The sequence below is a fragment of the Acidovorax sp. PRC11 genome (genome assembly GCF_031844105.1).
In the GTDB taxonomy this organism is placed as follows: Bacteria; Pseudomonadota; Gammaproteobacteria; order Burkholderiales; family Burkholderiaceae_C; genus Paracidovorax.
Genome location: NZ_JAUZUQ010000037.1, coordinates 1 through 26,119 on the forward strand (window position 1 = coordinate 1; position 26,119 = coordinate 26,119).

Annotated in this window: 23 protein-coding genes and 2 pseudogenes; 6 read left to right on the forward strand and 19 right to left on the reverse strand. The window is 68.8% G+C overall.

The features are described 5' to 3' along the window. Positions 1-216 (forward strand): annotated as a pseudogene (locus tag Q9R47_RS23305) (methyl-accepting chemotaxis protein); the annotation flags it as partial. Positions 217-274: 58 nt separating this feature from the next. Here the strand turns inward: Q9R47_RS23305 and Q9R47_RS23310 are convergent. The 4 genes from Q9R47_RS23310 to Q9R47_RS23325 form a co-directional block, all read right to left on the reverse strand. Beyond that, positions 275-1,900: a PepSY domain-containing protein gene (locus tag Q9R47_RS23310; protein WP_311235497.1), complete on the reverse strand. Its 1,626-nt coding sequence runs from the start codon at positions 1,898-1,900 to the stop codon at positions 275-277. Positions 1,901-1,902: 2 nt separating this feature from the next. Then, positions 1,903-4,059, reverse strand: coding sequence for a TonB-dependent receptor (locus Q9R47_RS23315; RefSeq protein WP_311235498.1), 2,157 nt, complete (start codon positions 4,057-4,059; stop codon positions 1,903-1,905). 232 nt (positions 4,060-4,291) lie between these two features. Continuing rightward, positions 4,292-4,660: a DUF2946 family protein gene (locus Q9R47_RS23320; RefSeq protein WP_311235499.1), complete on the reverse strand. Its 369-nt coding sequence runs from the start codon at positions 4,658-4,660 to the stop codon at positions 4,292-4,294. Between the two features lie 75 nt (positions 4,661-4,735). Next, positions 4,736-5,761 carry a LysR family transcriptional regulator gene (locus Q9R47_RS23325; RefSeq protein WP_311235500.1) on the reverse strand — a complete coding sequence of 342 codons (1,026 nt, stop codon included), beginning with the start codon at positions 5,759-5,761 and terminating at the stop codon, positions 4,736-4,738. Between the two features lie 141 nt (positions 5,762-5,902). On the opposite strand from Q9R47_RS23325, the gene Q9R47_RS23330 reads away from it, so the two are divergent. Genes Q9R47_RS23330 through Q9R47_RS23340 form a run of 3 tightly spaced genes read left to right on the forward strand, consistent with a single transcriptional unit; the run spans position 5,903 to position 10,113 of the window. Continuing rightward, positions 5,903-6,964, forward strand: coding sequence for a zinc-binding alcohol dehydrogenase family protein (locus Q9R47_RS23330; RefSeq protein WP_311235501.1), 1,062 nt, complete (start codon positions 5,903-5,905; stop codon positions 6,962-6,964). Positions 6,965-7,010: 46 nt separating this feature from the next. Beyond that, positions 7,011-7,778: an alanyl-tRNA editing protein gene (locus Q9R47_RS23335; RefSeq protein ID WP_311235502.1), complete on the forward strand. Its 768-nt coding sequence runs from the start codon at positions 7,011-7,013 to the stop codon at positions 7,776-7,778. A gap of 46 nt (positions 7,779-7,824) precedes the next feature. Then, positions 7,825-10,113 carry a protein-disulfide reductase DsbD domain-containing protein gene (locus Q9R47_RS23340; protein WP_311235503.1) on the forward strand — a complete coding sequence of 763 codons (2,289 nt, stop codon included), beginning with the start codon at positions 7,825-7,827 and terminating at the stop codon, positions 10,111-10,113. Positions 10,114-10,168: 55 nt separating this feature from the next. On the opposite strand, the gene Q9R47_RS23345 is transcribed toward Q9R47_RS23340, so the two are convergent. Next, a complete protein-coding gene (locus Q9R47_RS23345; protein ID WP_311235504.1) occupies positions 10,169-10,807 on the reverse strand; it encodes a TetR/AcrR family transcriptional regulator in 639 nt (212 codons plus the stop codon). A gap of 100 nt (positions 10,808-10,907) precedes the next feature. Here Q9R47_RS23345 and Q9R47_RS23350 point away from each other — a divergent pair, with 100 nt between their 5' ends. Beyond that, positions 10,908-12,116 carry an MFS transporter gene (locus Q9R47_RS23350; RefSeq protein WP_311235505.1) on the forward strand — a complete coding sequence of 403 codons (1,209 nt, stop codon included), beginning with the start codon at positions 10,908-10,910 and terminating at the stop codon, positions 12,114-12,116. Here the strand turns inward: Q9R47_RS23350 and Q9R47_RS23355 are convergent. The 5 genes from Q9R47_RS23355 to Q9R47_RS23375 form a co-directional block, all read right to left on the reverse strand. Beyond that, positions 12,097-13,230 (reverse strand): formylglycine-generating enzyme family protein, encoded by a 1,134-nt coding sequence (locus Q9R47_RS23355; protein WP_311235506.1) that lies wholly within the window; start codon positions 13,228-13,230, stop codon positions 12,097-12,099. The genes Q9R47_RS23350 and Q9R47_RS23355 overlap by 20 nt on opposite strands. A 172-nt stretch (positions 13,231-13,402) precedes the next feature. Continuing rightward, the gene (locus tag Q9R47_RS23360) at positions 13,403-13,987 is read right to left on the reverse strand and encodes a DUF2062 domain-containing protein (RefSeq protein WP_311235507.1); all 585 of its coding nucleotides are present in this window, start codon (positions 13,985-13,987) and stop codon (positions 13,403-13,405) included. Next, entirely contained in the window at positions 13,984-14,148 is a 165-nt protein-coding gene (locus Q9R47_RS23365; protein ID WP_019702475.1) for a hypothetical protein, read from the reverse strand. The genes Q9R47_RS23360 and Q9R47_RS23365 overlap by 4 nt, the downstream gene beginning before the upstream one ends. Positions 14,149-14,177: 29 nt before the next feature. Then, entirely contained in the window at positions 14,178-15,182 is a 1,005-nt protein-coding gene (locus Q9R47_RS23370; RefSeq protein ID WP_311235508.1) for a TerC family protein, read from the reverse strand. Positions 15,183-15,186: 4 nt separating this feature from the next. Then, the gene (locus tag Q9R47_RS23375; protein ID WP_311235509.1) at positions 15,187-15,318 is read right to left on the reverse strand and encodes a hypothetical protein; all 132 of its coding nucleotides are present in this window, start codon (positions 15,316-15,318) and stop codon (positions 15,187-15,189) included. Positions 15,319-15,452: 134 nt separating this feature from the next. On the opposite strand from Q9R47_RS23375, the gene Q9R47_RS23380 reads away from it, so the two are divergent. Continuing rightward, a complete protein-coding gene (locus Q9R47_RS23380) occupies positions 15,453-16,343 on the forward strand; it encodes a LysR family transcriptional regulator (protein WP_311235510.1) in 891 nt (296 codons plus the stop codon). A gap of 28 nt (positions 16,344-16,371) precedes the next feature. Here the strand turns inward: Q9R47_RS23380 and Q9R47_RS23385 are convergent, their stop codons facing one another. The 9 genes and pseudogenes from Q9R47_RS23385 to Q9R47_RS23425 all read right to left on the reverse strand — a co-directional run. After that, the gene (locus Q9R47_RS23385) at positions 16,372-16,950 is read right to left on the reverse strand and encodes a nucleotidyltransferase family protein (protein ID WP_311235511.1); all 579 of its coding nucleotides are present in this window, start codon (positions 16,948-16,950) and stop codon (positions 16,372-16,374) included. 41 nt (positions 16,951-16,991) lie between these two features. Further along, on the reverse strand, positions 16,992-17,762 hold the full coding sequence (locus Q9R47_RS23390) for a hypothetical protein (RefSeq protein ID WP_311235512.1): 771 nt from the start codon (positions 17,760-17,762) through the stop codon (positions 16,992-16,994). 117 nt (positions 17,763-17,879) lie between these two features. After that, positions 17,880-18,047: a hypothetical protein gene (locus Q9R47_RS23395; protein WP_311235513.1), complete on the reverse strand. Its 168-nt coding sequence runs from the start codon at positions 18,045-18,047 to the stop codon at positions 17,880-17,882. 198 nt (positions 18,048-18,245) lie between these two features. Continuing rightward, entirely contained in the window at positions 18,246-18,572 is a 327-nt protein-coding gene (locus Q9R47_RS23400; protein WP_311235514.1) for a hypothetical protein, read from the reverse strand. A gap of 151 nt (positions 18,573-18,723) precedes the next feature. After that, positions 18,724-19,119 carry a hypothetical protein gene (locus Q9R47_RS23405; protein WP_311235515.1) on the reverse strand — a complete coding sequence of 132 codons (396 nt, stop codon included), beginning with the start codon at positions 19,117-19,119 and terminating at the stop codon, positions 18,724-18,726. 188 nt (positions 19,120-19,307) lie between these two features. Further along, the gene (locus Q9R47_RS23410) at positions 19,308-19,676 is read right to left on the reverse strand and encodes an RHS repeat-associated core domain-containing protein (RefSeq protein WP_311235516.1); all 369 of its coding nucleotides are present in this window, start codon (positions 19,674-19,676) and stop codon (positions 19,308-19,310) included. Between the two features lie 154 nt (positions 19,677-19,830). Further along, positions 19,831-20,247: a hypothetical protein gene (locus Q9R47_RS23415; protein WP_311235517.1), complete on the reverse strand. Its 417-nt coding sequence runs from the start codon at positions 20,245-20,247 to the stop codon at positions 19,831-19,833. After that, a pseudogene (locus tag Q9R47_RS23420) lies at positions 20,244-25,294 on the reverse strand (RHS repeat-associated core domain-containing protein). The gene Q9R47_RS23415 and the pseudogene Q9R47_RS23420 overlap by 4 nt, the downstream one beginning before the upstream one ends. Before the next feature lie 134 nt (positions 25,295-25,428). Then, positions 25,429-26,119, reverse strand: a 691-nt coding sequence (locus Q9R47_RS23425) for a bacteriophage T4 gp5 trimerisation domain-containing protein (protein WP_404977206.1), incomplete at its 5' end; no start/stop codon positions are given.

Sequence of the window (26,119 nt, forward strand, 5' to 3'; positions counted from 1 at the left end):
TCGCGCAGCCGCGATACCGCGCGGGCGGCCTCGGCCGCGCTGCAGCACGCCAAGAGCCCGGCCCCGCAGCGCGGTGCGCCCGGGCTCTCCGCGCCCGCGGCACCGAAAGGCCCCGCGCAGGCGGCCGCCCCTGCGGCGCCCGCCTCTGCTGCGGCGCCCGGCAGCGCCACGGCCAAGGCGTCGGGCTCCCACAACGACGACTGGGAAACCTTCTGAGCCGCTGACCTACCGCCGCCCGCGCGCATGGCGGGCGCGGCCTGCGCACTCGGGGGTCTCAGCGCCGCGGGGCCTGCGCTTTCTCTGCCCGCCGGCGCCGTGCCTGCCGCGCCTGCCAGGCGGTGTCCAGCGCCAGCATGCACAGCAGCGACAGCCCCAGCAGCGGCAGCAGCACGCCGGCCACCGCCAGCATCCCCGCCACCACCCAGAGCGCGCGCGGCTGCGCCGGCAGCGGCGGCACGCCGAGGCTCCCGGCCGGGCGGCGCTTCCACCATGCCACCGCGCCTGCGGCGCACAGCAGCACGATGCCTGCGCAGGCCACGGCCAGCACGATCTGGTTGGCCACGCCGTACTGCTGCCCGAGATGCACGTTGATGCCCCACTCCAGCCCGCGCGCCACCGGCCCGTAGTCGGCATAGCCCATGTCGAGCAGCGGGCGGCCGCTGTACTGGTCCAGGTGCACCACGCGCTGGCCGCCGAGATCGGCCGGATAGGCCGAGGCGGTATAGACCCCGCCAGCGCCCTGCGGCGCAGCCACGCTGAAGCCCGGTGCCAGCCCCAGCCGCGTGAACGCCGCCATGGCGGCATCGAGGCCGATCGGCGGCACGGCCGGCATGGGTTGCGGCCCGGCGGGCGCTGCGGCCGGGGCGCCATGGCCCTCGTGCTCTCCGGCGACCGCAGGGCCTCCATGCCCCTCATGCCCGTCGTGACCTCCATGCCCCGCGTGACCTTCATGGCCCGCATGTCCGCCATCGCCTCCATGCCCCTCGTGGCCGCCCGCCTTCGCATCGTCCGCCGCCCGGGGTGACGACACGGGCACGCGCGCCTGCTGCAGGCTCCACGGCACGGCCAGCGTGTCCGCCACCGGCACGGCCGACATCGGCACCTGCACGCGCACGCCGGCCGGATAGCCCCAGTGGCTGCCGTTGGCCCAGGCGTTCACCTGCGCGCCCCAGAGCACCGACCAGGGCATGCCCGTCAGTGCCAGGAACGCGAGGATGCCGCCCACGCCCAGCCCCAGCACCGCGTGCAGATCGCGCCAGAACACCCGCTCCGCCGGGCGCCCGCGCACCGTCACCACGCCGCCGCCGCGGCGGCCGCGCGGCCACCAGAGGTAGAGGCCCGTGGCCACCAGCACCACGGCCCAGCCGGCGGCCATCTCGATCACGCCGCGCGCCACCGGGCCGATCACCTTCAGGCTGTGCAGCCGGCGGATCTGCCACGACAGCGTGCCGCGCTCCGGCAACTGCCCGAGCACCCGCGCCGAGCCCGGGTCCACGTAGACGGCCACGCGCTGCCCGTCCGCGGTGGCGATGCCCACGCTTGCGCTGTCGCCGGGCGCCGCGGCCGGCGTGTAGCGGAACCACTGCCCCGGCCGGGCCGCCAGCGCGGCCGCCACCAGCACGCCGGGCGGGCGGGCCGCCTCCGGGGGCACGGGCGTTTCCACACGCAGCAGGTCGCGGTGAAACCATCCGTCGATCTCGCGCTGGAACAGGTAGGCCCCGCCGGTCAACGCCAGCCAGGCGAGGAACGGCAGCACCAGCAGCCCCGCGTAGAAATGCCAGCGCCACACCGCCCGGTAGAGGCTCGCGGCGCGCAGGGGCGCGGAAGCGCCGCCGCCGGTGTCCGCCGTGGTGGGGGCCGTGGTGGGGGCCGTGGCGGGGGTCGCGATCGTCGGTGCCATGCTCAGAACCTCCAGCCCAGGCTGACCGCGACGCTGCGGCCGTCGCCCGGCGAATAGCCCGAGGAGCCGCTGTCATACCACGCATAGACATAGCGGCGATCCGTCGCGTTGCGCACCTGCACATGCACGTCGGCCGCGGGCGTGAGCTGCCAGGTCGCGCCGAGGTCCAGCAGCGCGTAGCGTCCGGCGCGGCCCTGGGTGTTGGTGCGATCCAGGTAGTAGTCGCCCTGCGCAGTCACCGACGCCGACAGGCGCAGCACCTCGGTGGCACGCACCTGCAGGCCGGCGCTCGCCAAGTAGTGCGGCACGTTCTCCACCTCGCGGCCAGCGGTGGCGGGCGCGGACGGATCGGGCACGGTGATGCGCGCCACCTGGTGCGAATAGGCGAGCCAACCCGTCCAGCGCGCGCCCAGCCGGGCATTGAGTTGCGCGTCCCAGCCCGTGCGCCGCGTGCGGCCCACGTTCCCCAGCCCGCCGGGATCGGGCAGGCCGTCCACGCCCAGCACGCGCGCCACCTCGCCGGATGCGCGCTGCTGCCACGTGGCCACGCGGGCTTCCACGCCCGGCGCGGGCTGCCAGCGCACGCCCGTCTCCCAGCCGTCGTTGATCGACGGGCCCAGGTCGCGCGCCTGCGTGCGGTAGGCATCGATGCCCGAGCCCACCTGGAAGGTGCGGCCCGCATTGGCATACAGCGTCACCCCCTCGCGCGCCGTCCAGGCCACGCTCAGCTTGGGCTGGCGGATGGTGCCGTAATCGTGCATGCCGTAGCGCTGCCCCGTCAGCCGGTCGGTGAAGTCCCCGCCCAGCCGGTCCACGCGCAGCGCCGGCACGATGCGCAGCGAGGCCACCGGCTGCACCACGGCCTGCAGGTACGCCCCCTGCGTGCGCACGTCGAAGTCCCAGTCGCGGAACTGCGCGGTGCGCACGCGTTCGGCGGTGCGCCAGCGCCCGGCGGTGTTGCCCTGCCACTGCGCATCCACCCCGCCCTCCAGCGTGAAGGCATGCGCCCAGGCCACCACGGGCCGCCACGTCAGCACGCCCGACAGGCCGCGCTGGTCCTCGTCGTTGCCGCGCTCCTGCTGCACGCCGGCCTGCGAGAACTGCACCCAGCGCTGGTTCTCGTAGTGGCTGGTGTAGGCGCGCGCCGTCCATGACAGGCGCTCGGCCACTTGCGCCTCCCAGTGCAGGCCCAGCTGCCCCGTCTCGCGCGTGCTGCGGTCCGAGGCCGACCACGGCGGCGACCAGCGCGGCTGCGCCTGCGCCTGCGCGCGCGTCAGGTAGCCGGATTCATCCGCCGCATTGCGGAACACGCGCGCCGTGGCCCCCACGCGCCAGCCGCCGTCCGGATCGGTGTAGAACCACTTGCCCGACAGCGCGCGCTGGGTGCCCTCCGCATGTGCGCGCCAGCCGTCGCCCGTGCGCCAGAACACGCCGTAGTTCTGGCTCCACGGCCCCGACTCGATGCCCTTGACCACCTGTATGTCGCGCGTGCCGAAGCTGCCCGCCGTGATGGTGGCGCGGCCCTCGTTGCCGCCGGTGCGCGTGAGCACGTTGACGTTGCCCGCGATGTTGTTCAGCCCGTAGCGCGGGTCGTTCGTGCCGCGCACCACCTCCACCGCCTCGATGTCGAGCGGGAACACCGCGTCCAGGAACGGCATGCCGCCCGCGTTGTCGTTCGAGGGAATGCCGTCGATCAGCAGCTTGACCGCATTCACGCGGCCCTCGCCGTTGAAGCCGCGGAACGAGAACCGGCCCGCGTCCGTGCCCTGCCGGAACGGCGTGAGCTGCACGCCCGGCGCGCGCCCCAGCAGCTCCCAGGTGTGGTCCACGCGTGCGTCCTGCAGCACCTCGCCGCCCACGATGTCCACCGACGTGGAGACGCTGCGCGCCGGCAGCGCGCCGCCCGGCCCCTCGCGCACCTCCACGGTGCCGAGCGTGAGCGCGGGGCTGGCGTCCACCGAAGCGCTGCGCGGCGCCGTGCCGTCGCCCGGGACGGGACCGGGCAGAGACTGCGCCCAGGCCGCCAAGGCGGGCAGCGCCGCCAGCGCGGCCGGCGCCGCGCGGCGCGCGGCCCGGCCCCACGCGGCAGGCGACGGCAGGGGAAGGAGCGCAAAAGAAAAAGAACGGGAAGCACGATGACTGCGATGAAGCCGGTCCATATCCACCTCGTGCAGGAAGCCCCTGGCACGGCCGCGCGGCCTCGCGCCGGCGCGTGCGGACATCGGGCGCACCGTGTGCGCACGCGTCCGCGAGCCAGTCCACTCCTTGCGGAAAATCGACGAAGAAAAAACGGGAAGGGAGAGGAAGGGAGGGAAGACCGCTGCCGCGGCGCAGCCCCCCGAGGGGGACTGGAAGGATCACAGGCGGCAGTCCTGCCCGAAGGCAGGCCGGTCAGGCCCGCGCCGGCGGCCCGCGCGCCGGCAGCGGCGCACCCGTGAGCGCCGCGATGCGCGCGGCCTCCACCGGCCGCAGCGCATGCGCCAGCGGCTGCGCCATCGGCACCGCCAGCGCCGCCACCACGGGCGGCGGCGCACCGGCCGCCAGGCACAGCGCGCAGTCCAGGCCGTGCTGGCCCAGCTCGCGCAGGCCGCTGCCGTCGTCCTGCACGACGACCAGCTTGGCACTGCCCGCCGCGTTGCAGACCACCTGCAGGCTCTGCGGATGCAGCAGCGGCGACGCGGCGGCCATGCCGAAGGCGAGCATCCACCACGCCAGGACCCACGGGGCCAGGCGGCGGAGGCGGAGCAGGACGGTGGTCACGGGAGGAGTGGAAAGAATTCCAGGAGCGGAGGAGAACAAGGCAAGGGGTGTCATCCCCCGACCTGTCGCGGGGCATTATGCGGCGGTGCTTCCCGCTTTCGTCGCGACCGCATCGCTGAGGGCCTGCCCATTTCCGCCTTGAGGAATTTGATGCCCAGGTGCGCCACGCCGCACTGCGGCCGTGGCATGGGCGGTCGCTTCTCCCAACGCCTCCGCCAAAAACTCCACCAGCGCCCGCACCCGCGCCGGCACGAACCGCTGGCTCGGCAGCACCGCGTACACCGTGTAGGCCTGCCCCAGCCATCCGGGCAGCAGTTCCACCAGTTGCCCGCTGTCCAGATGGGCCTGCACGTCCAGCCTCGACTTGTAGACGATGCCGCTGCCGGCCAGCGCCCAGGCGTGGGCCAGGGCGCCGTCGTCCACGCTGCGGTCGGCGCGCAGGGTGATGCCCACGGTTTCGGGCGGGTGGCCCGGCGCGCGCTCGAAGGTCCAGCGCACCTCGCGGCGGCCCGCGATGGCCATGGCGATGCAGTGGTGCGCGGCCAGTTCCGACGGGTGCTGCGGGCTGCCGTGGCGCGCGAGGTAGGCCGGTGCCGCGCAGGCGATGCGGCGGGTGCGGTGCAGCGCGCGGGCCACGAGCTGCGAATCGGGCAGTTCCGCGCTGTAGCGCAGGGCGAGGTCCACCGCATCGCGCCGCACGTCGTGCAGGCGGTCGCTGGCCGACAGCGCCAGTTGCACGCCCGGATGCCGCTCCATGAACCGGTCGAGGCGCGGCAGCAGCACGCGCGACAGATCGGTGGGCGCGGCCAGTCGCACCGTGCCGCGCAGCGCGCCGGTCTCGCTCTGGGCCAGGCCCGCCCCTTCGTCCAGCAGCTCCAGAGCACGTTCGGCGTATTCCAGCAGCGTGCCGCCCTGGGCGGTGATGCGCAGCGCGCGCGTGGAGCGCTCGAACAGGCGCACGCCCACCTGCGCCTCCAGGCGCTTGAGCATGGCGCTGGCGGCCGCGGGCGTCACGTCCAGCGCCCGCGCGGCGGCGGTGAGCGAGCCGCCGCGAGCGGCTTCCACCAGCACGCGCAAATCGGAGAGATTTTCAAATTTCATTTGCAGGTAATAGCGGTTTCTGGCGGCTTATCAACCGTATTTTGAATCACCAGAATCAGGGCAACCCTTCCGTGGCGCCCTACCAATCCCGGGCGAGCCGCGCGAGGCCATTGCCACTTCCCGCAAGAAAGGACTTCCCCCATGAAAGCCGTCGGCTATTTCACTCCCCACGCCCTCGATGCCCAGGATGCCGCCACCGGCCAGGGCCTGCAGGACTTCTCCGATCTGCCCGCGCCCGTGCCGCGCCCGCACGACCTGCTGGTGCGCGTGCGCGCCGTTTCCGTGAACCCGGTGGACACCAAGGTGCGCGCGAGCGCCGCGCCCGCCGAGGCCGGCCAGCCCAAGGTGCTCGGCTGGGATGCGGTCGGCACGGTGGAGGCGATGGGCGCCGAGGTGCGCGGCTTCGCCGTGGGCGACCGCGTGTTCTATGCCGGTGCCATCGACCGTCCTGGCACGAATGCCGAGCTGCATGCGGTGGATGCGCGCATCGCCGCCCATGCGCCGGCCAACTGGACCGATGCCGAAGCCGCCGCCGTGCCGCTCACCGCCATCACCGCCTGGGAGCTGCTGTTCGACCGCCTGGGCTTCGCCCGCCATCCCGGGTCAACCCACGCGCCGGTGGCGCCCGCGGCCGACGCCCCCGTGCTGCTGGTGGTGGGCGGCGCGGGCGGCGTGGGCTCGATGCTCATCCAGATCGCGCGCCAGCTCACCGGCCTGCGCGTGGTGGCGACCGCCTCGCGCCCGGAAACCCGCCAGTGGTGCCTGGACCTGGGCGCGCATGCGGTCATCGACCACCGCGAGCCCTTCGCGCCGCAGCTCGCGGCCCTGGGCATCGAGGCGGTCGATGCGGTGGCCAGCCTCACCCACACGCCGCAGTACCTCGCGCAGTACGTGGAATGCCTGCGCCCGCAGGGCCGCATCGCGGTGATCGACGACATGCCTTCGCTCGACGTGATGCCGCTCAAGCGCAAGAGCCTCTCGCTGCACTGGGAGATGATGTTCACGCGCCCGATGTTCGGCACGCCGGACATGGCCGCGCAGGGCCGGTTGCTGGCCGAAGTGGCGGAACTCGCCCGCGCCGGCCGCCTGCGCAGCACGCTCACCGACACCCTGGGCCCGCTCTCGGCCGCCACGCTGCGCGAGGCGCACGCCCGCATCGAGAGCGGCCGGACGATTGGGAAACTGGTGCTGACAGCCCCCTGAGGCGCTGCGCGAGCGGTGCGCAGGGCGACAGCGCTACCATCGCCGGATGACCCACGACGAAGCCCTCTCCGCCCCCACCCGCGACCTGTTCCGTGAAGACGCCTATCTGCGCGAATGCCGCGCCACCGTGGCCGCGGTGCTGCCCGATGGCGGCATCGTGCTCGACCGCACGGTGTTCTATCCGCTGGGCGGCGGGCAGGCGGGCGATGCCGGGGTGCTGGTGCGGGACGACGGGCGCGAGGTGCCGATCGCCGACACGCGCAAGGGCAAGGATGCCGAAGGCAAGCCCACGGCCGCCATCGTGCACGTGCCGGCGCCCGGCGCCGAGCCGCCCGCCGTGGGCGAAGAAGTCACGGCCCGCATCGACTGGGAGCGCCGCCACCGGCTGATGCGCTTCCACACCACCACCCACCTGCTGTGCCATCTGGTGGCGCAGCCCGTGAACGGCTGCTCGGTCACGCCCGACGCCGCGCGGCTGGATTTCCACATGGACGGCCCGCTGGACGCCGCCGCGCTGAACGCCGGCATCGCCCGGCTCGTGGCCGAAGCGCACCCGGTGGCGATCGGCGCCATCACCGATGCCGAACTGGACGCGCAGCCCGACCTCGTCAAGAGCATGAGCGTGCAGCCGCCGCGCGGCAGCGGCCAGGTGCGCACCGTGCGCGTGGGCACCGACGGCCAGACGCAGATCGACCTGCAGCCCTGCGGCGGCACGCACGTCGCCAACACCGCCGAGATCGGCGCGGTGGTCGTCACCAAGATCGAGAAGAAGGGCGCGATGGCCCGGCGCGTGGTGCTCGGCTTCGCGGCCTGAGCGCCCGCTGGAACCAAAGCCGCCCGTACCGCTCCCACACCGCGCCATGTCCGTCCGCTTCCTGCAGCGCCTGCTGCCGTCCTTCGCCCTCCTGGCCGCCTGCGCCCTGGGAGCGCCGGCTTCCGCCCAGCTGCTGTCCGAGCCCGCCGCCGGTCTCTCCAGCGGCGCGCCGGCCGGCAGCAGCACCGTCACCACGCCGCACGTGCGCGCCGAACTGGTGGCGCACGCCCCCGACGGCGTGGGGCCGGGCAAGCCGCTCTGGCTGGGCCTCGCGATCGCGCACCAGCCCGGCTGGCACACCTACTGGAAGAACCCGGGCGACTCTGGCCTGCCCACGCAGCTCGAATGGCGCCAGCTGCCGCCCGGCATCGACGCGGGCGAGATCGCCTGGCCCGTGCCGCGCAAGATCCCCATCGGCACGCTGGCCAACTACGGCTACGAAGGCAACCTGCTGCTGCCCGTGCCCATGACCGTCTCGGGCGCGTTCTCGCCCGGGCCGCTCGCGCGCAACGCCACCTTCACGCTGCACGCCTCGTGGCTGGTCTGCCGCAAGGAGTGCATTCCGGAGGAAGGCAGCTTCACGCTGCAGTTGCCCATCGCCAGCACCACGGCCATGCAGGCGCAGGACTTCGAGGCGGCGCGGCAGGCCCATCCGCAACCGCTCTCCCCGCCGGCCACCGCGGCGGCCGGCGGCACCCGCAGCCATGCGCGGGTGGAGCGCGGCATGCTGGTGCTCACCGTGGCCGGCCTGCCCGAATCGGTGCGCGGCAAGCCGCTCGACTTCTTCCCCGAGACGCCCGGCATCATCGAAACCGCGGCCGACGGCACGCAGGACTGGCAGGGCGACGTGTGGACCGCGCGCGTGCCGATCTCCGAGCAGCGCAGCGAAGGCCCCATGCCGCTGCCGGTCGTGCTGGCGCAGGACGGCCGCGGCTGGCGCGCCGAGCTGCCGGTCGAAGGCGGCTGGCCGCGGCCGGCCTCCCTCGCCACCGTTTCGCCGGCGCTGGAGGCCGCGCTGCGCGCGAACGAACAGCAGGCGCAGCAGCAGACCGCGGCAGGCACCGCGGCGCCCGCCACCCCGGCTCCGGCCGGCGTGCTGGCGGCCGCGCTGCTGGGCGCGCTGCTCGGCGGGCTGGTGCTCAACCTCATGCCCTGCGTGTTCCCGATCCTCGCCGTCAAGGTGGCCGGCTTCGCGCGCCATGGGCAGGACCGGCGCGCCCACCGGCTGGGCGGCATCGCCTACACGGCCGGCGTGGTGCTTTCCTTCCTGGCCCTGGGCGGCGCCATGCTGGCGCTGCGCGCGGCCGGCGAGGCCGTGGGCTGGGGCTTCCAGCTGCAGTCGCCGGCCGTGGTGGCGGCGCTGGCGGCGCTGTTCACGCTGATCGGGCTCAACCTCTCGGGCCTGTTCGAGTTCGGCCGCATGCTGCCGTCCTCCCTCGCGGGCCTGCAGGCCCGCCATCCGGTGGCCGACGCGTTCCTGACCGGCGTGCTCGCGGTCGCCGTGGCCTCGCCCTGCACGGCGCCCTTCATGGGCGCCTCCGTCGGCCTGACGGCCACGCTGCCGGCGGCCCAGGCGCTGGCGGTGTTCGCCGCGCTCGGCATCGGCCTCGCCCTGCCTTATCTGGCCGCGAGCTGGGTGCCCGCCGTCGCACGCGCCCTGCCGCGGCCCGGCGCGTGGATGGATACGCTGCGCCGCTTCCTCGCCTTCCCGATGTTCGCCACCGTCGTCTGGCTGGTCTGGGTGCTGGGCCAGCAGAGCGGCATCGACGGCGCGGCCGCGCTGCTCGCGCTGCTCGTGGCGCTCGGCATGGTCGTGTGGGCCTTCACGCTCGCAGGCCGCGCCCGCAGGGCGATGGCGCCGCTCTCGCTGGTGGTGTTCGCGGCCCTGGCCGTGGCGGCCGTGCCGAAGATCGTCGAGATGGCTCCGCCGGCGGTGGCAGCCGCGGCTCCCGGCGCGCCCGGCGCCACAGGCGTGGCAGGTGCCGCTCCCCACGCCACCGCCTGGCAGGCCTGGCGCCCGGGCCTCGCCGAAGAACTGCTCGCCCAGGGCCGTCCCGTGTTCGTGGACTACACCGCCGCCTGGTGCGTCACCTGCCAGTTCAACAAGAAAACCACCCTCGTCAGCGACGCCGTGCTGCGCGAATTCGCGGGCCGCAACGTGGCCCTGCTGCGCGCCGACTGGACGCGCCGCGACCCCGCCATCACCGCCGCGCTGGCGCAACTCGGGCGCAGCGGCGTGCCGGTCTACGTGCTGCAGGCGCCCGGCCGGCAACCGGTGGTGTTCTCGGAGATCCTGGGCGAGCGGGAGCTGCGCACGGCGCTGGCTGCGCTCTGACGCCGGCGGCACCACGGCCGGTGGTCGTGCCGGGCGCTGCACAGGGGCCGCCGCGCTACGTGGCGACGGCGTCTGCGACATGCGCGCCGCGCGGCGCCGCCTCCGCGTGCCCCACTTGCCCCGCCTGCGCCATGCACGCATCCACCCACTGCTCCACCTGCGGTGCCGTGGGCGTGCCCGCTCCCATCAGCAGGCGATAAATGATCGGCGCCACCAGCGTGTCCAGCACGCAGTCCACCGACGGCGTCGCCTGCCCGCGCGACCGCGCGCGCCCGACCAGCAGGGTGATCTGCCCGGCGGTGATCTGCAGGCACTGGCAGGGCGCCGAGCCGTCGCCGTAGCCGCTGGCGGTGAGCACGTCCTTCAGCACCTGGCGGCCCAGCTCGGACGACATCTCCTCCAGGAACTGCTCCCCCCAGGCCAGCAGGTCGCCGCGCACGCTGCCGGTGTCCGGCGGCTCGGCCTCGTCGCGCAGGCGCTCGATCGACACGTCCGCCAGCAGTTCGACCAGATCGCCCCAGCGGCGGTAGATGGTGGACGGCGTGACGCCCGCCCGCGCCGCGATCTGCGGAATGGTGAGCACTTCGCGGCCGTGCAGCGCCGTCAGGTCGCGCACGGCCTGGTGCACGGCGGCCTGCACGCGGGCGCTGCGCCCGCCGGGGCGCAATCGGGTGGTGGCTTCGGACGTCGTCATGCCGCCATTCTAGAAGAGGGTAGCGGCGGCCACGCGCCGTAAAGCAAAGACTTTGCTTTAGTGCGACAATCCGCTAACGCAATTTCTTAGCGTTAAAGCCATGCCCACCGCCCTCACGCCCGCCTCCTCTTCCACGCCCCTGGCATGGCCCGCACGCCGGCTCCGGCCCGACGCAGCGCTGTGGCTCGCGGTGTCCGTGCTGATGATGTTCCTCGCCGCCTCCAGCGCGCCGTCGCCGCTGTACGCGATCTACCGCGAGATGTGGGGTTTCTCGGCGTTCAGCCTCACGGTGATCTTCTCCAGCTACGCGTTCGCGCTGCTCGCCGCGCTGCTGTGCTTCGGAGCGCTGTCGGACCACGTGGGCCGGCGCAATGTGGTCATCGCGGCGCTGGCGCTGGAATTCGTTGCGGTGCTGGCCTTCTGGCGGGCCGAGTCGGTGGCCTGGCTGGTCGCGGCGCGCGTGCTGCAGGGCGTGGCCACGGGCATGGCGACCAGCGCGCTCAGCGCCCTGCTGGTGGACCTGCACCCCGTGCGCGGCCCGCTCATGAACAGCGTGGCGCCCATGGTCGGCATGGCCATCGGCGCGCTCGGCACCAGCATGCTGGTGCAGTATCTGCCCTCGCCCACCCACCTGGTGTTCGAGCTGCTGCTGGTGGTGATCGCGCTGCAGTGCGCCGCTGCCTTCTGGCTGCCCGAGACCGTGGCGCGCCGCCCCGGAGCCTGGCGCTCGCTGGTGCCGAGCATGCACGTGCCAAAGCCCGCACGGGCGCCGCTGCTGCGCATCCTGCCGCTCAGCACCGCCGGCTGGGCGCTCGGCGGCTTCTACCTCTCGCTCGGCCCGTCGCTCGGCAGGCTGGTCACGCACAGCGCCTCGCCGCTCGTGGGCGGCCTGCTGATCACCGCGCTCGTGCTGCCCGGCGCGCTGGCCATCGGCGCCGTGCGGCAACGCCCGCCGCGCGGCGTGCTGCAGGGCAGCGCGGCAGCGCTCGCACTGGGCCTCGCCATCACGCTCGCGGGCGTGGCCTGGCACAGCCCGGCGGCGTTCTTTGGCGGCACGCTGGTGGCGGGCCTGGGCTTCGGCGCGGGCTTCAACGCCGCCGTGCGCTGCCTGGTGCCCATGGCCTCCGCGCAGGACCGGGCCGGCCTGATGGCCAGCTTCTTCGTGCTGAGCTACCTCGCCTTCAGCCTGCCCGCCATCGCGGCCGGCCTGCTCACGGGGATGTACGGGCTGCAGGCCACGGCGCTCGGGTATGGCGCGCTGCTGATCGCGCTGGCTGCCGTATCGGCGTTCAGCGCGCGGCGGGCCTGACGTCCACCTCGCGCACCAGCCGCATCCCCACCAGCGTGTACCGCGTCTCCGGACTGTTCCAGTTGCGGTACGTGCAGCGCGCATACAGCGGCCACGTGTGCCACGAGCCGCCGCGCCGCACGCGCACGGTGCCGGTGGCCGGGCCCTGCGGATCGTCCCGCACCGACCGCGTGTAGGCATCGTCGGCATGCCAGTCGGACACCCACTCCCACACGTTGCCGGACATGTCGTGCAGCCCGAAGGCGTTGGCCGGGTAGCTCGCCACCGGCGCGGTGAAGGCATGGCCGTCGTGGCCCGGCAGGGCCTGGGCCTGCCAGCGCGGCCAGTAGGGCGCGGCATCCTGGTCGAAGGTGTTGGCATGGCGCGCGAGCGCGGCGGGGTCGTCCCCATGGCCGTAGCGCGCGGCCTTGCCGGCGCGGCAGGCGTATTCCCATTCGGCCTCGGTCGGCAGCCGGTAGCGGTGGCCCTCGGTGGCGCTCAGCCAGGCGGCCAGGGCGTGCGCGTCGTGCCAGGTGACGTTCACCACGGGATGGTCGTCGCCCTGCGCAAAACCCGGATCGCGCCATGAATAGCGCGGATCGCGCCCCTCGAAGGCATCGCCGCGTGCGCTTTTATCGGGATCGTAGGCCGGGTTGTAGCCGTAGCCGCCCGTGCCGTCGGCATCCGATTCGGCGCGGTAGCCCGAGGCCTGCACGAACCGCCGGAACTGCCCCACCGTGACCTCCGTCTGCCCCAGATAGAACGCGCGGGTGATGCGCACGGTGTGCACCGGCGCCTCGTCGGCCAGGGACGCAAGGCGGCTCGCCTCCATGCCCGGGTAGTCGCGCGCAAGGCGTTCCACCGGCTCGTCGCTGCCCATGCGGAAGCTGCCTGCGGGAATGCGCACGAAGGGCATGCCCAGGGAGTTCGTCCACACCGCCGCGGGAGTGGCCGACGGGGCCGCCGCCGGCCCCGCGGCCCGGACCGCGGGCGACAGCGCGAACAGCGACAGCAGGGCAACGACCGTGGTGGCAGTCGCGGATGATGCCCTGGACGGCCGCGACGGCAAGGGCAACGACGCCACAGGCAACCATGCGGGCAACGGCAGATGCGGACGGCGGATGGCTAGCGGCATGCGTGCTCTCCAGCAACGGACGAATCGCGGCGACGAATGGCGCCCACGGAAGAGCTTCCAGTGTAGGCATTTCAGGCCGCTCACAGGCTGTACTTTCCCGCATGGACCATGCGTTCTCGACCTTTTCCGCATCCGCATCCGCAGCGGCCAAGGCCAACGCCGCGTTGCAACCTCACCGCATCCTCTGCGCCCGATGCCACACCGGCACCAGCCACAAGGCCTGCACCGCCGCATACCCGGCCACCGCAAACGCCAGCGCCAGCAGCGGCAGTCCCACGGCCAGCGGCGCGCCCAATGCGTGCATCCACGTGGCCATGGCCTCCACACCGCCCGAAGCGGACCAGCCCTCCCAGGCCGGCAGCCGCTGCTCGCCCGGCAGCACCCAGGCGCCCACCTGGAACGCGAGGGCATAGAGCGGCAGCGTGGTGAGCGGGTTCGTGTAGAGCGTGGCCGCCGCCCCCGCCACCGCGTTGCCGCGCAATGCGGCACAGGTGGCGACCGCGGCCGGAATCTGCAGCGGCCCGGGGATCAGCCCGCAGAACAGCCCCGCCGCCGCGCCGCGCGCCAGGGCCTCGCGGCGCAGGCACAGCAGCTGGCGCCGCTCCAGCCAGGGGCGCAGCCGTGCGAGCGAAGGCCGGTCCATCAGCGCGCGGGTGGCCGGCTCCTGCCGGCGCAGCCAGCGGCGCACTCCGGTCATCACGCGCGCCAGCGGCTGCGCCACCCGCCCGGCCAGCGCCCCGGCAGACCCGGCACTCACAGGGCCACCGCCACCGCGGTGGCGGCGCCCCAGGCGCCCGTCAGGGCGGCCAGCAGGCCCACGTCGCGGCGCTCGTTGCCGCCGCGCCAGCTCATGAACGTGGTGAGCGCGAACGCCGCGAGCAGGGTGGCCATCACGGCCTCGATCATCGTCAGATCCATGGTGTCGGTCTTTCCGGATCAGGCCGCGCTCAGGCGCCCTTGCCCGGCAGGGCGGGGGGCGGGGTGCCGTCGCCGCCACCGCCGTCCTTGCCGCGCGACGTCCAGAGCGAGGCCACGATCGAGCCGGCGATCAGCGCGCCCGTCACCAGCAGCGCATAGCCGATCGGGATCTTGTAGAGGTCGATCAGCAGCATCTTCGCGCCGATGAACACCAGCACCATCGCCAGGCCGTAGGCCAGCAGGTGGAAGCGGTCCGCCAGATCGGCCAGCAGGAAGTACAGCGCACGCAGGCCCAGGATCGCGAAGATGTTCGCCGTGAGCACGATGAACGGATCGCTCGTGATCGCGAAGATCGCCGGGATGCTGTCCACCGCGAAGATCACGTCCGTCACGCCGATCATGATCAGCACCACGAACAGCGGGGTGAACAGCTTCACGCCGTTAACAACCGTGGTCATCTTCTCGCCGTCGAACGAGTCCGACATGCGGATGCGCTTGCGCAGGAACCTCAGCACCGGGTTGGTGGAGATGTCCGGCTCCTGCCCCGCGGCGATCCACATCTTCACGCCCGTGATGACCAGGAACGCGCCGAACACGTACAGCAGCCAGTGGAACGTGGCCAGCAGCCAGGCGCCTGCCAGGATCAGCACCGTGCGCAGCACGATCGCGCCGATGATGCCGATGATCAGCGCCCGCTTCTGGTACTCCGCCGGCACGGCGAAGTAGCTGAAGATCATCAGGAAGACGAAGATGTTGTCCACCGACAAACTCTTCTCCACCAGGTAGCCGGTGATGAACTGCATCGATACCGTGTTGGCCACCTCCCGGCCCTGCGAGCCGTCCAGGTACCACCAGAGAATCGCGACGAACACGAACGCGAGCGAGAACCACAGCACGCTCCACGTGAGCGCTTCCTTCATGGTCACCTTGTGCGCGCCCTGGCGCTCCATGACCAGCAGATCGATGGCGATCGCCACGACCACGAACAGGCCGAAGCCGGCCCACATCCAGGGGGTTCCGATGGTTTCCACCATGGCGTCAGCCCTCCCGGCGCACGCGGCGCATTGCAGTGATGGTCGTTGGAACAACGACAAAAGCGCCGGGCCCGGCTGGCTCGGCGCCCGGCGGTGCGGCATGCGGCACCAGGGACAGTCGGTAGGTGGTCATCATGGCGGTCAATCAGGTGGAATCGAAAGGAAATACGAACCCGCACTGTCGGGCCTGCAGGCGCGGAAAGGAAGATAGCCCGGCCGTAAGATCACTTCGGTTTTTGCGAACTGTTTCGCTTCGTTGTCCTACAAAACATGAGCCAGAGCTTCAACTACCGGCACCTCTACTACTTCTGGGTGGTCGCCAAGGAAGGCGGCGTGGCCCGCGCCGCCGAGCGGCTCGACATGGCCGTGCAGACCATCAGCGCCCAGGTGCGCTCGCTGGAGAAAGACCTCGGCACCGCCCTGCTGCGCGCCGAGGGCCGCAACCTCGTGCTCACCGACGCGGGCGTGGCCGCCATGCACGAGGCCGACCAGATCTTCGCGCTGGGCGAGCAACTGCAGCACCGCGTGGCAGAAGCCGCCACCGGCCGCGTACTGCGGCTGAACCTGGGGATTTCGGACGGCATCGCCAAGGTAGCAGTGCACCGCCTGCTCACCCCCGTGCTGGACGCGCCCCACCTGCGCCTGCTGTGCCACGAGGGCGAATTCCAGCCCCTGCTCGGCGAACTGGCCCTGCACAAGCTCGACGCTGTGCTGGCCGACCGCCCCGCCCCGCCCAACCCGGCCCTGAAAACCACCAGCCAGCTCCTGGGCACCAGCCCCATCGCCTGGTACGCGCCGCCCCAATGGGCCGAAGCAGCAGCCCGGAATTTCCCCCAGAGCCTCGCCGCCGTGCCCGTGCTGCTACCGACCGGCCACGCCGCCGCGCGGGCCCGCATCGACCACTGGCTGGAGCGCGAACGCATCCGGCCGCGGATCGCGGGGGAATTCGAGGACAGCGCCCTGCTCGCTACGTTTGCGAGCACGGGCATGGGGGTGATGCCGGCGCCGGACTCGATGGGAGAGCACCTGGCGCGCACGCACGGGCTGGTGGCGGTCGGGACGACGGCGGATGTGCAGGAGCAGTTTCACCTGATCTTCAGTGCGAGGAAGGTGATGCATCCGTTGGTGGTGCGGTTGGTGGAGGGGGGAACGTTGGATTGAGAGGGATGAAGAGGACGGGACGGCCGAATCAGATGCGGCGCGCCTCCGGTACTTTCGCCAGAAGGTGCGGCCACCGCGCGCGGTAACTCGCCACCTTCGCCGCGAACAGCTCGGGGTACGGGGTCAGGGGATTGGGCGACAGCGTGCCGGCATAGATACCATCGATTCCATGTGGCGCGTGGCACTCGCCGGGCCGAACACCCACGCACGATTCGAGGACGAGAAAACGCCGGATTCCGTCCTCGGACGAAGTGAGCGGGAGACAGGGACGCCCAAAGTGCTGCGGGTACCAGAGATGCACGCGTGCCTGGTTGGCGACCTCGACGGTGATGCCCAGGTCGGACAGCACGGAATCCGCATGGGCCTGCACGGCTTTTTCGCCCGACTCGCTCAGGTCCTGGTAGTCGAAGTAGAAGAGGTCGTAGTCCTTGATGCCTGCATCTGCAGGGCGGTGGGACTGCAGGTTCCAGATGGTCTGGAACAGGCAACCGGCGACGAGCCATGCGTTCGGGAGCGCGGGCACCAGGGCATTCCAGCGCGCGAGGATGGCGGCGTTGGCGGCGTTGGCGGGGTTGGATGCGATGTCGTGCAGGAATTGGTGGGTCATGGGTCTGACAAGTGGTCCTGGTGCGGAGCCCTCGTTGCTTGTTACCGCCCGCGCAGCCACATCCACACCACCTGCGCCTCGTCCTGCGGCGGCAGCCCCAGTGTGCCCATCGGCTCTCCCGCCTGCTTGAACACGAAGCGGTGCGGGGCCTGAGCGAACATGCGGGCCTGGGCATGCAGCGCCGGCAGACGCCCTTCCCACACTCCCGTCTTCGGCGTGCGCGTGCCCGACCGGCAGACCGGCGCCGGGCCGTCGCGCGGGTCCGGCTCCCGGGGCGCCGCATGCGCGTCGGATGGCGGCGCCTCCGGCACCGGTGCAGCGGTCCGCCAGTCGCCCACACGCGTCAGGGTGAATGTCTGCAGGTAGCGGGTGCCGTAGTCGAACGTGGCCACCACGCTCCAGGTCTGGCCACCCTGGCCGCCCTGGCCGCGCACCGCGAAGCAGAGCATGGGGTGCTGGTGCATCACCTCCTCGGGGGATTCCGCCAACTGTTCGATCAGCGTCTCAGCCCGCGCCTGACGCGGCCCCTCCTTGTCGAACCACGGCCCCTTCCAGGCAGAGGCGTCCAGCGTGAAACCCTGGAATCCCCATTGGCGCTCGCCCTCGGGTGCAGCAGCGTCCAGGCACTGCAGGACCAGCGTCAGCCCATGGTCTTCCGCATGCAGCAGGTAGGGCTCCGCATCACGCGCGCGAAAGAGCATGTCGCGGGCCATGCCCTGCACTTCCGGCAGCCGTTGCAGCCATTCCAGGCGGCTGCGCGTGCCAAGTTGTTCGGTGAGGGGCGATGGCAGGGCTTCAAAACCGGAATGCATGGCGGACTCCGCGTTGTTGTGTTCAGGCCCCAGGTTCCGTCCGGGCCAGCGGCACGGCGGTGGGGGCCTGGAGAGGGGTGATGGATGGGTGGAGGGTGGCGTCGGTGAGGGTGACGATCATTGCTGCCGCAGCACGTCTGCGTTGTCGGGATCGTCGATGCGGCGCCACGCGGTTCCGTCGAAGACGAGGAACCAGCGATCGCTCACCACCAGAAGCTCGCCGTCGTAGGCGTCGAGTTCGACACAGTTGAACGCGCATTCTGGTTGGTGCGCACGAGCCTTCATCTTTATTATTTTTCAATCAATCAAATTCGATGATGATACATCTCTAATTTGAATTGGCCTCGGAAAATTTCTCCCATTGCTTCATTACGGGAAGTAGTTCGCAATCCACTTCCACTTCTGGCTCCAGATTTCCCCTCACAAAAGGAATTGATTCCCGAAGAAAATTCAATACAGCAACTCTTTCGTACGCTTTTAAGCTCAAAACGCCTTGTTCTCATCCGGATTTTTTAAATAGGCGAGCAAGTCCCCAAAAAAGAAGCCTCTGTCGGCTGTTTCGGTAGTGTGCGCAATTCTTCCCAGAGTTGGAAGCCAATATCTCCAACCTTCCACATTCATGCAACCTATAGGATTCCAACCAACGGTCCCCAAGTCCTCTCTAGACAAAGAATCTGGTGTTCTCGACTTCAGCAACCGATCATGCTGCAAAAATTCATCATCCTCCTTGGTATAAGAGTTAAATACCAGAGGGCGAGGACATTTGGAAAAAAACTTATCCAATACGAAAATGGCGCTATCTGATTGCATCACAACTCACACTCTGGAGGTTTTGAGAGGCTCCTGTATCACTGAACTTCCTTGTCCAGCCAGATCGTCAGTGTTCCCTTCGCTGTGAACGCGGCACTGTATGTCAGTCAATTCGTTGCCTCATAGCACGGCTTGCGCACTTTGGGTTCGCTCATCGGCCCAGGCCTCCAGCTCTACTGGCTGCGTTCGTGCAACAAAGCCTCGCAAATGCGTAAACCAATGTTAGGTCGCTGCCGAAAAACACTAACTTTTCTTTTTCCAGGTATATAAAATTATACTGCCGGCCGCTTTTTTTTGCGATGTATTGAACATAATATCCATAGTCGGTTTTCATAACCTGCTGATCAAAGACGGCGGCTTGGTGGTTTTTTTTGATTACACTCTCAAACTTCGCACCCTCTTCAAATCCGATAACATGCTCGCTTCCAAATTTATCTGTACAAATGAATTTATTCTTGACATCGGTTATTTCGCAGCCTGTCGGCAATACCACCTCGCGTCCAAGAATTAATACCCTATCGTCCTGACCAGGTGAATTTTCAGCCACCGATAAGAAAGATAAAAATAGCAGACCAGTAAGCAGCAATTTTTCATGGTTTAGGTATCCGTCCTCCGGGAATGCCGTTCCCTAACGTCCCAGGTGTTCCTTTGTATACTTCAACCGAGCCTTGCCCTATTTCTTTGATCCCTCGAATTCTTTCTTTTTTCGCAGAGTCAGTCATCGCCTCCAACTCATCAGTGCTTTTTTTTGCAGGTCGGGCCAGCCATCAAACAGTCAAGCACTTCCTCTTCCTTTTTATTCGCCCCTTCCATTTTTCGCGCGCCGTTGGCGATCCTATCTCCACCCTTCTTCGCGCCAATGATTTTGTTAATTGAGCTTCCTCTCCCATCTTGATTCGCGACCTCGGGAGTGGAAATATCGGTAAGACCGTAAGGATCGATGTGCGTGGTTGGGGACTTTACGTATGAAAAACTGTTCCAACCACCGGCAAGACCGATGGGATCCTGCGTTAGGTATTGACCCAGCGCCGGATCGTAGATTGCCGATACCGTGCGGATCGTATTCCTCGCGACAACACCCCAGGCGTGGTAAGTCGCGCCCAAGTCACCATGCCTGCTTGTGAGCCGTTGGCGCCCACGAGGGCGATGGGCGTGTCCAGATGGTCACAAGAATATGATGAATGCGCGTAGGATGGGCCTGAGTGGATGCTTTTTTGTTGGATGTTTTTAGTCCGCAGGCTAACCGGCAGCAAATTACCTAATTCGGCCTTAAATTTTTATTAAATTGTAAAACATAGAAGACCACAGACTCTTCATTGATAGATGAGACCATTATTTTATATTTGGCAGAAAAACAAGCATCCAGACCATTTAGCCTAGTGCAAGAAAACCCCTCCAGATCCGCCCCATTTTTGAATGCCGCCTTCATCTTTTCTATATCTTCTTCGACTTCGAATTTTCTCACAACAACTGTATGAACTTTGTCGCGATAATCGACACAGTTTATCGAAATCCGCTTTCTGTCATTATCCACGTTGTAAGCCGATTTCACGCAACGCTCAGCTGGCACAAGCGATTCCAGGGAGGGGATTTTGCTCATAAGCAGAAAAAACAGGTGCGCCAGCAAAATACCGATCGCAGCAAACCAAAGGTAAGGTAATAAGTTTTTTTTCAAGGCTTCATTCCAGGTATATGTATAGGTCCTCCAGCAGAGGTTCCCGGTGTTTCCATCATTACCTTTGTGATCTCGGCTGTGTTTTTCAACATATTTTTCCTCAATTCATTTATAGAATCCTCGGTCTTCTGCATCTCTTCAGTTCGGCATGTAGGTGATTTAAGAATGCAATCTTCCAGATGAGCTTCTAACTTTCTTATTTCCTTTTCCATTTTCTTGTTTTCAATCATCATTTTTCCAACATCTATTGCGTCTTTGGTGGAACTGGCTTTGCCACCCCAACCGAACAGATTGGAAAAGAAGCCGCCTTCTTTATCCTTTAGGCCGAGAGGATCTATTTTTGAATTAGGATTTACGGGATATATAGACTTATTCACTCCTCCGTTCAATCCAATCGGATCCTGGGTCACGTACTGACCCACCTCGGGATCGTAGTATCGAAAACGGTTGTAATGCAGCCCCGTCTCGGAGTCGAGTTGCTGTCCCTGGAAACGGATGGCTTGCTCCGCACCGTGAGGATCGTATTCCTCACGAACCGAACCCCAGGCGTGGTGCGTCGCGGCCCAGGTGACTAAGCCTGCGTCGAAACCGTTGGCGTCCACGAGCGCGATGGGGGTACCCAGATGGTCGCAAAGCATGTGGCGGATACGAGTGGAGTGAGCCTTCGTGAATGTTGCTTGCCGATGGCGCATTTCATCCAAGCCAGCCGCCAGCATGGTCCTTAATTCGACAGGCAACTGCGGCGCGGTCAGGGCGCCATGGCCTGAAGCAAGGGCTGCAGCCAGGGTGTTTTCCAACAGCTCCCGCTGTGAGCGAGGCAGTGCCGCGAAGAGATCTGCAGGCTGCCCACTGCCTTCCTCGATATCCTCATCTTCTGGCGGCGCAAGCAGCGTCTGAATGGCGGAGGGAATGGCCCTCTCACGCTCCAGGCGCAGCAGCGGCACGAAGGAATCAGGCTCGTAAAGCGTGTGAACGAGCCCTGCGGAACCTTCGGTGTGCACGAGTCTGTCGGCATCCCAGCCGGCATAGGTGGCTGAACCTTCCAGACCTGTGCGCTGATGGACCGTCTTGCCCAGTCGCCGTCCGAACGCGTCGTAACGGTAGCTGGCTATCTGGTGCCACGGGCTGCCCGCGCCATCACGCTGCCATACCTCTCTCAACTGATGCAGCGCGTCGTAGCGCAACTGCTGCGCACGCCCATCGGGGAAGAGAGCCTGGATGCGGTTGCCGAAGGCGTCGTAGCGGTAGCGGGTGGTGCCGATGCCCTTACCATCGTCCGGCCGACGGGCCGCGCTCCAGCCGATGCGGTTGCCCGGCCAGCGCGTGACCGGGCCTGCAACCTCACCGCCCCCATCGCCCGCGCGCAGCAGGTCGAAGCCCGCATCGTGCAGGTTCTCGCGCACCTGCTGCTCCCAGTCCTGCCGCTCGGCGTTGGAGACCCCGGCCGCGCGTGCATCCAAGACTGTGGGCAGGCGGTTGCCGGCAGCATCCAGCGCCCAGTGTTCCTGCATTTCCGGCACGCCCTGTCCGGCGCGGTGCAGCCCGGTCAGGCGCTGCCATGCGTCGTAGCCGTAGCGCGTGGCCTCGCCGGGCGTCTGCACGCCCACCAGCTGGCCGAGCGGATCGTACGAATAGCGCCGCTGCGCCAGCGTGGAGAGTGGCCCCTGGGCTGGTGCGATGCGGCCTGCCGCGGACGAAGGCCCCGTCTCGGAGCCGGTGGCCGAGGCCGCAGGCATGGCCGCCCCATGGCGCAGGCCGCGCCAGTCCTGGCGCAGCATCCGGCCCATTGGATCCAGTTGCCGTGTATGCACGATCGCCGGAAGACCTTCGTTGTCTTCCAGGATGTGCAGCGTGCGCCCCACTTCGCGGTGCAGTGCGTCGCGCTCCCAGTCCACCACGGGCTGGCCGTCCAGCAGCAGCCCGTGCACGTGGCCCGATCCGTAAGCCAGCCACTGCAGCGTGCCCAGGCCCTGCGTATGTGTCGCAATGCGCTGACCCAGCGGGCCCAGGGTGTGGGTGATCGTGTGCTCGAACTCGATGGGCGGCTCGGCCCCGGCCTGTGCTGGCGGCGTGCCAGCCTGTCTGTACAGCGTCTGGGTTTCTCCGCAGACACGTCCGAAGGCATCGCGCGCGAGCGCCACACGGCTGTCCATCGCCAATCGATGGGCCTGCAGGGCGCTGGACACTTCGGCGGTGGACGGATCGCCGGGCCGCTCCAGCAGGGCCTGCAGCGGCGGGGTATCGAGCGACAGCCAGCGCTCGGCCAATGGCATCAGTCGGCCGGCCGCGCCCTCTTGCCCAGGTGCCGACGCCGCGGGCTGCGCCATGGGAGCCGCCATCAGAGCCACTATGTGGGGCAGCTCCGCCTGCCAGGACCTGGCCTGCATCAGGCCGCCCGAAGGCCCATGCACGAAGCGCTGGATCTGCAGCACGGCGTGCGCATCGGCTGCGGGGCTCTCGGCACCATCGCCTGCGGGTTTGGCGCCGGTACCGGCCGACGCCCCCGGCGCCGGCAACCGCACGGCCACGCGTGCCACCAGCCGCCCTGCGAGGTCGTAGTGCATGCGCGCGCGCACCACCGCGCCCATCTCCGGCCCGGTTGTCGCACCGGTGATCGCGCCGGCTGCCGGATGGTGGCCCGCGCCGTGCCCATCGCCCGTGTGCGTGAGCTGGCCCGCCGTGTCGTAGCCGTACACCTGGCTGCGTCCGTCGAAGCCCACTTCCTGCACCAGCCGGTCGGCCGCATCGTGCACGAAGCGCGTCACGTCGCCGTTCTCGTTGACGAGTTCCTGCAGCCGTCCAGCCACGTCGTAGCGCAGTTGCACGCCCCGGCCCGCCTGCGACTGCTCCACCACCCGGCCCCAGAGGTCATGTCGGTAGGTGATGGTGGTACTGGTGCTGGTGCCCGCGGGCTCGCCTGTCGCTTCCAGCACGTCGTGCGTGCCGTGGGTGACGGCCGCCATCCGGCCGGCCTCGGTCCAGCGGTAGCGCACCGCCGTGTTGCCCGGGTGCTGTACGCCGACCAGCCGCAGCGCGCCGTGCTGCATCGCGTGGTGCCATTGCGTGCGCTGGCCCAGGGCATCCACGGCCTCCACCACCTCGCCCCAGGCGCCGTGGCGCCAGGACTGGCTGCGGCCGGAGCAGTCGGTGTGGCGCGTGAGTTGGCCGCAGGCGTGGTAGGCGTACTGGCTGCGACCGCCTTGGGCGTCGATCACCGCTACGGGTTGGTCGCACCAAGCGAGCGTGTGCGGTGGGAAGGCTATGGTGCCGGTGTCAGCATCCTGCTGGGGTTGAACGTACTCGAAGCGGGTGGTGAGGGCCTGCCGCGTGGCTGCCTCGTCCGTCCCGCCGGCCGGCAGCATCGCCACTTCCACAAGCCGCCCCCAGTCGTCATAACGGTACTGCGTGCGCAGGCCTGCGGCGTCCTGGCTCGCCAGCAGCAAGCCATCCTGCGTGCTGCCCGCCGCACCCCAGTGCTGCTGGGTGCTGCGGCCATCCGGACCCTGCACGCCCAACAGCCGGCCTGCGCCGTCGTAGCGCCACCACGTAGTGCGGCCCAGCGCATCGGTGGCCGACAGCCTGCGGCCGGCGCTGTCGTAGCGGTAGCTCTGCTCGGCGCCGTCCGGGCCTGTCAGCCGCACGAGGCGTTTAAGTCCGCCTTCGCCCTCGAAGTGATAGGTCGTAGTGCGGCCCAGGCTGTCGCGCACCACGGTGTTGCTGAGCACCGGGCCCGCCGGGCCTTCGTGGGTGATGGCAGGCGCTTCGCTGTATTCGAAGAAGTAAGACAGCCCCTCCTCGTTGTGCTGCTCTGCAACGCGTGCCCCCGGGCGAGGGGCCAGCCCCTGGCGCCTTCCCTGCGCGGTCTGGTCTTCGTAGACGTAGCGGTGCCGCGGGCCCTGACGCGCCTGGTGCTCCGTCATGCGGTGCCAGGCGTCGTAGCCGAAGCGGCGCAGTACCGTGCCGTCCTGGCCCAGCACTTCGGCGAGGTTGCCGGCGCCGTCGTAGCGGTAGCGCACCAGCGGCTGCGGGCGCGGGGCCGTGCCGGGCACCACGCTGGGGTCCGGCGGGTTGAACGTGCAGTCCACGCCCACGAGGCGCACGCCGTCGTCGGGTTGCAGCAGTGGATGGAGGGAGGGTTTGCGAACGCCACTGGCTGACGCGTCCTGCTTGCCGGTTTGGCGGGCCGCAGTGGCATCCGGCGCGATGCGCTCGTAGCGCAGCGCATAGCGGCGTCCGCTGCCATCGGTGATGCCCACGACGCGGCCTTGCGACAGCCCTTCTTCACCCCATTGGTATCGCTGGCTGCGGCCGAAGCGGTCTATCACGGCGTGCAGCACATGGCCCGAAGCGGCGCCTGCCGGGGCACTGGGGACTGCAGTCCGGGCGGGCAGGAACACCCAGGCCGTCGCCGTTGCGCCCGCACCGGCAGCGCCCGGCGCGGCGATCAAGCAGTTGGGGTCCGCGCGCAGCACGGCAGGCACATGCGACCACCGCGGCTGCTGCGTCCAGGGCAGAAGTTCGGCCGCAATCGTGTATTTGGACGCGCTGGAGGCGTCCGGGGCGCAGCCGTTGGTCGCTGGTTGGTTCGCCACAGACATCCCGCCGCCACGCAGCAACCACAAGTCTTCGCTGCTGCTGTAGAGCGCCTGCCCCGGCTCCAGCGCCTCTTCGAACGTGATCGCCCGCCCCGAGGCATCGAAGAGCACCGCGCGCTCGTCCTGCAGCACCACCCGCAACTCCAGCGGAAGTTTCCAGCCATAACCCAGCATCCCGCACGCCGCGCCATGTTCCGCGTTCACATAGCTGCTGTAGACGCGCTGCCACGCCAGCGGCAGCGGACCGGGCAGGGCGAAGTCCAGTTCATCGCTGCCAGTGAGTACCTTCGCGCCCAGCGATGGGTTCACCGGGCTGCCCACCGCCATCCCTCCGGGCATTCCGAACACGCCACGCCGCCCGCCGAGCCGATCAGCACCGTCGCCGATCCCTGGACGATCGGGCCGCCCTTTTTCGTCAAGTCGCCCTGCCGGGCTGCGGGTTTGCCGCTCATTCTTCTTCCCCTTGATGTCTAGTTATCGTTTTGCTCGCGCAGACAACCCACCGTGCACGGTCTGCAAATGGTGCTGCGCCGCGGGTGGGCGGAGCGCGCGGCAATCACTCAGATCCGTGCCGTGCAGCGCAGCTCTAGCAGTTGAGCTTGTCGAGCGAGGAGAGCACTTCGATCAGCGCAGGCGTGAGCCGCACCGTGCTCGATCCGCAGCGGAGCGTGAGCTCCTCGCCTGCCTCCAGCGTGATGGTCTTGGCCTTCACCGTGAGCGCGCCCGACACCTCCAGGCTGTCCGAGCCGCCCACGCTCGCCTGGCGGTCCGAGCCCACGCTCAGCGTGTCGCTGCCGCCCACCGTGCGGCTCCAGTTCGCGCCCACGAGGTCGTTGCGCACGCCGCCGATGTTCACGCTGTAGGCCAGCCCGATGTTCATCATCTTGGCCACGCCCACGTTCTGCAGGGCCACCATGCCGACGGTCTCGGTCTTCATCTTGCCGACCTTGATCGACCAGTTGCTGCCGATGCTGTCCTTCTCATTGCTGCCGATGCGCTTCGTGCGGTTCTTGCCAATGGACACCGTCTCGTCGATGCCCACGTCTTCCCGGCGGTTGTCCCCGATGGAGATCGTCTCGTCGTGATCGACCCGCTCCTTGCGGTTGGAGTGGATGGTGATCGTCTCGTCGCCATCGACTTCTTCGGTGCGCCAGCCGTGTACCGTGATCTTCTCGTTGCGATGAACGGTCTCCGTACGGTCGCGGTGGATGACGTTCGTCTCGTCCCGGTCGATCGTCTTGCGGCGATCCTGACCCACCCACTTTTCTTCATCGTTC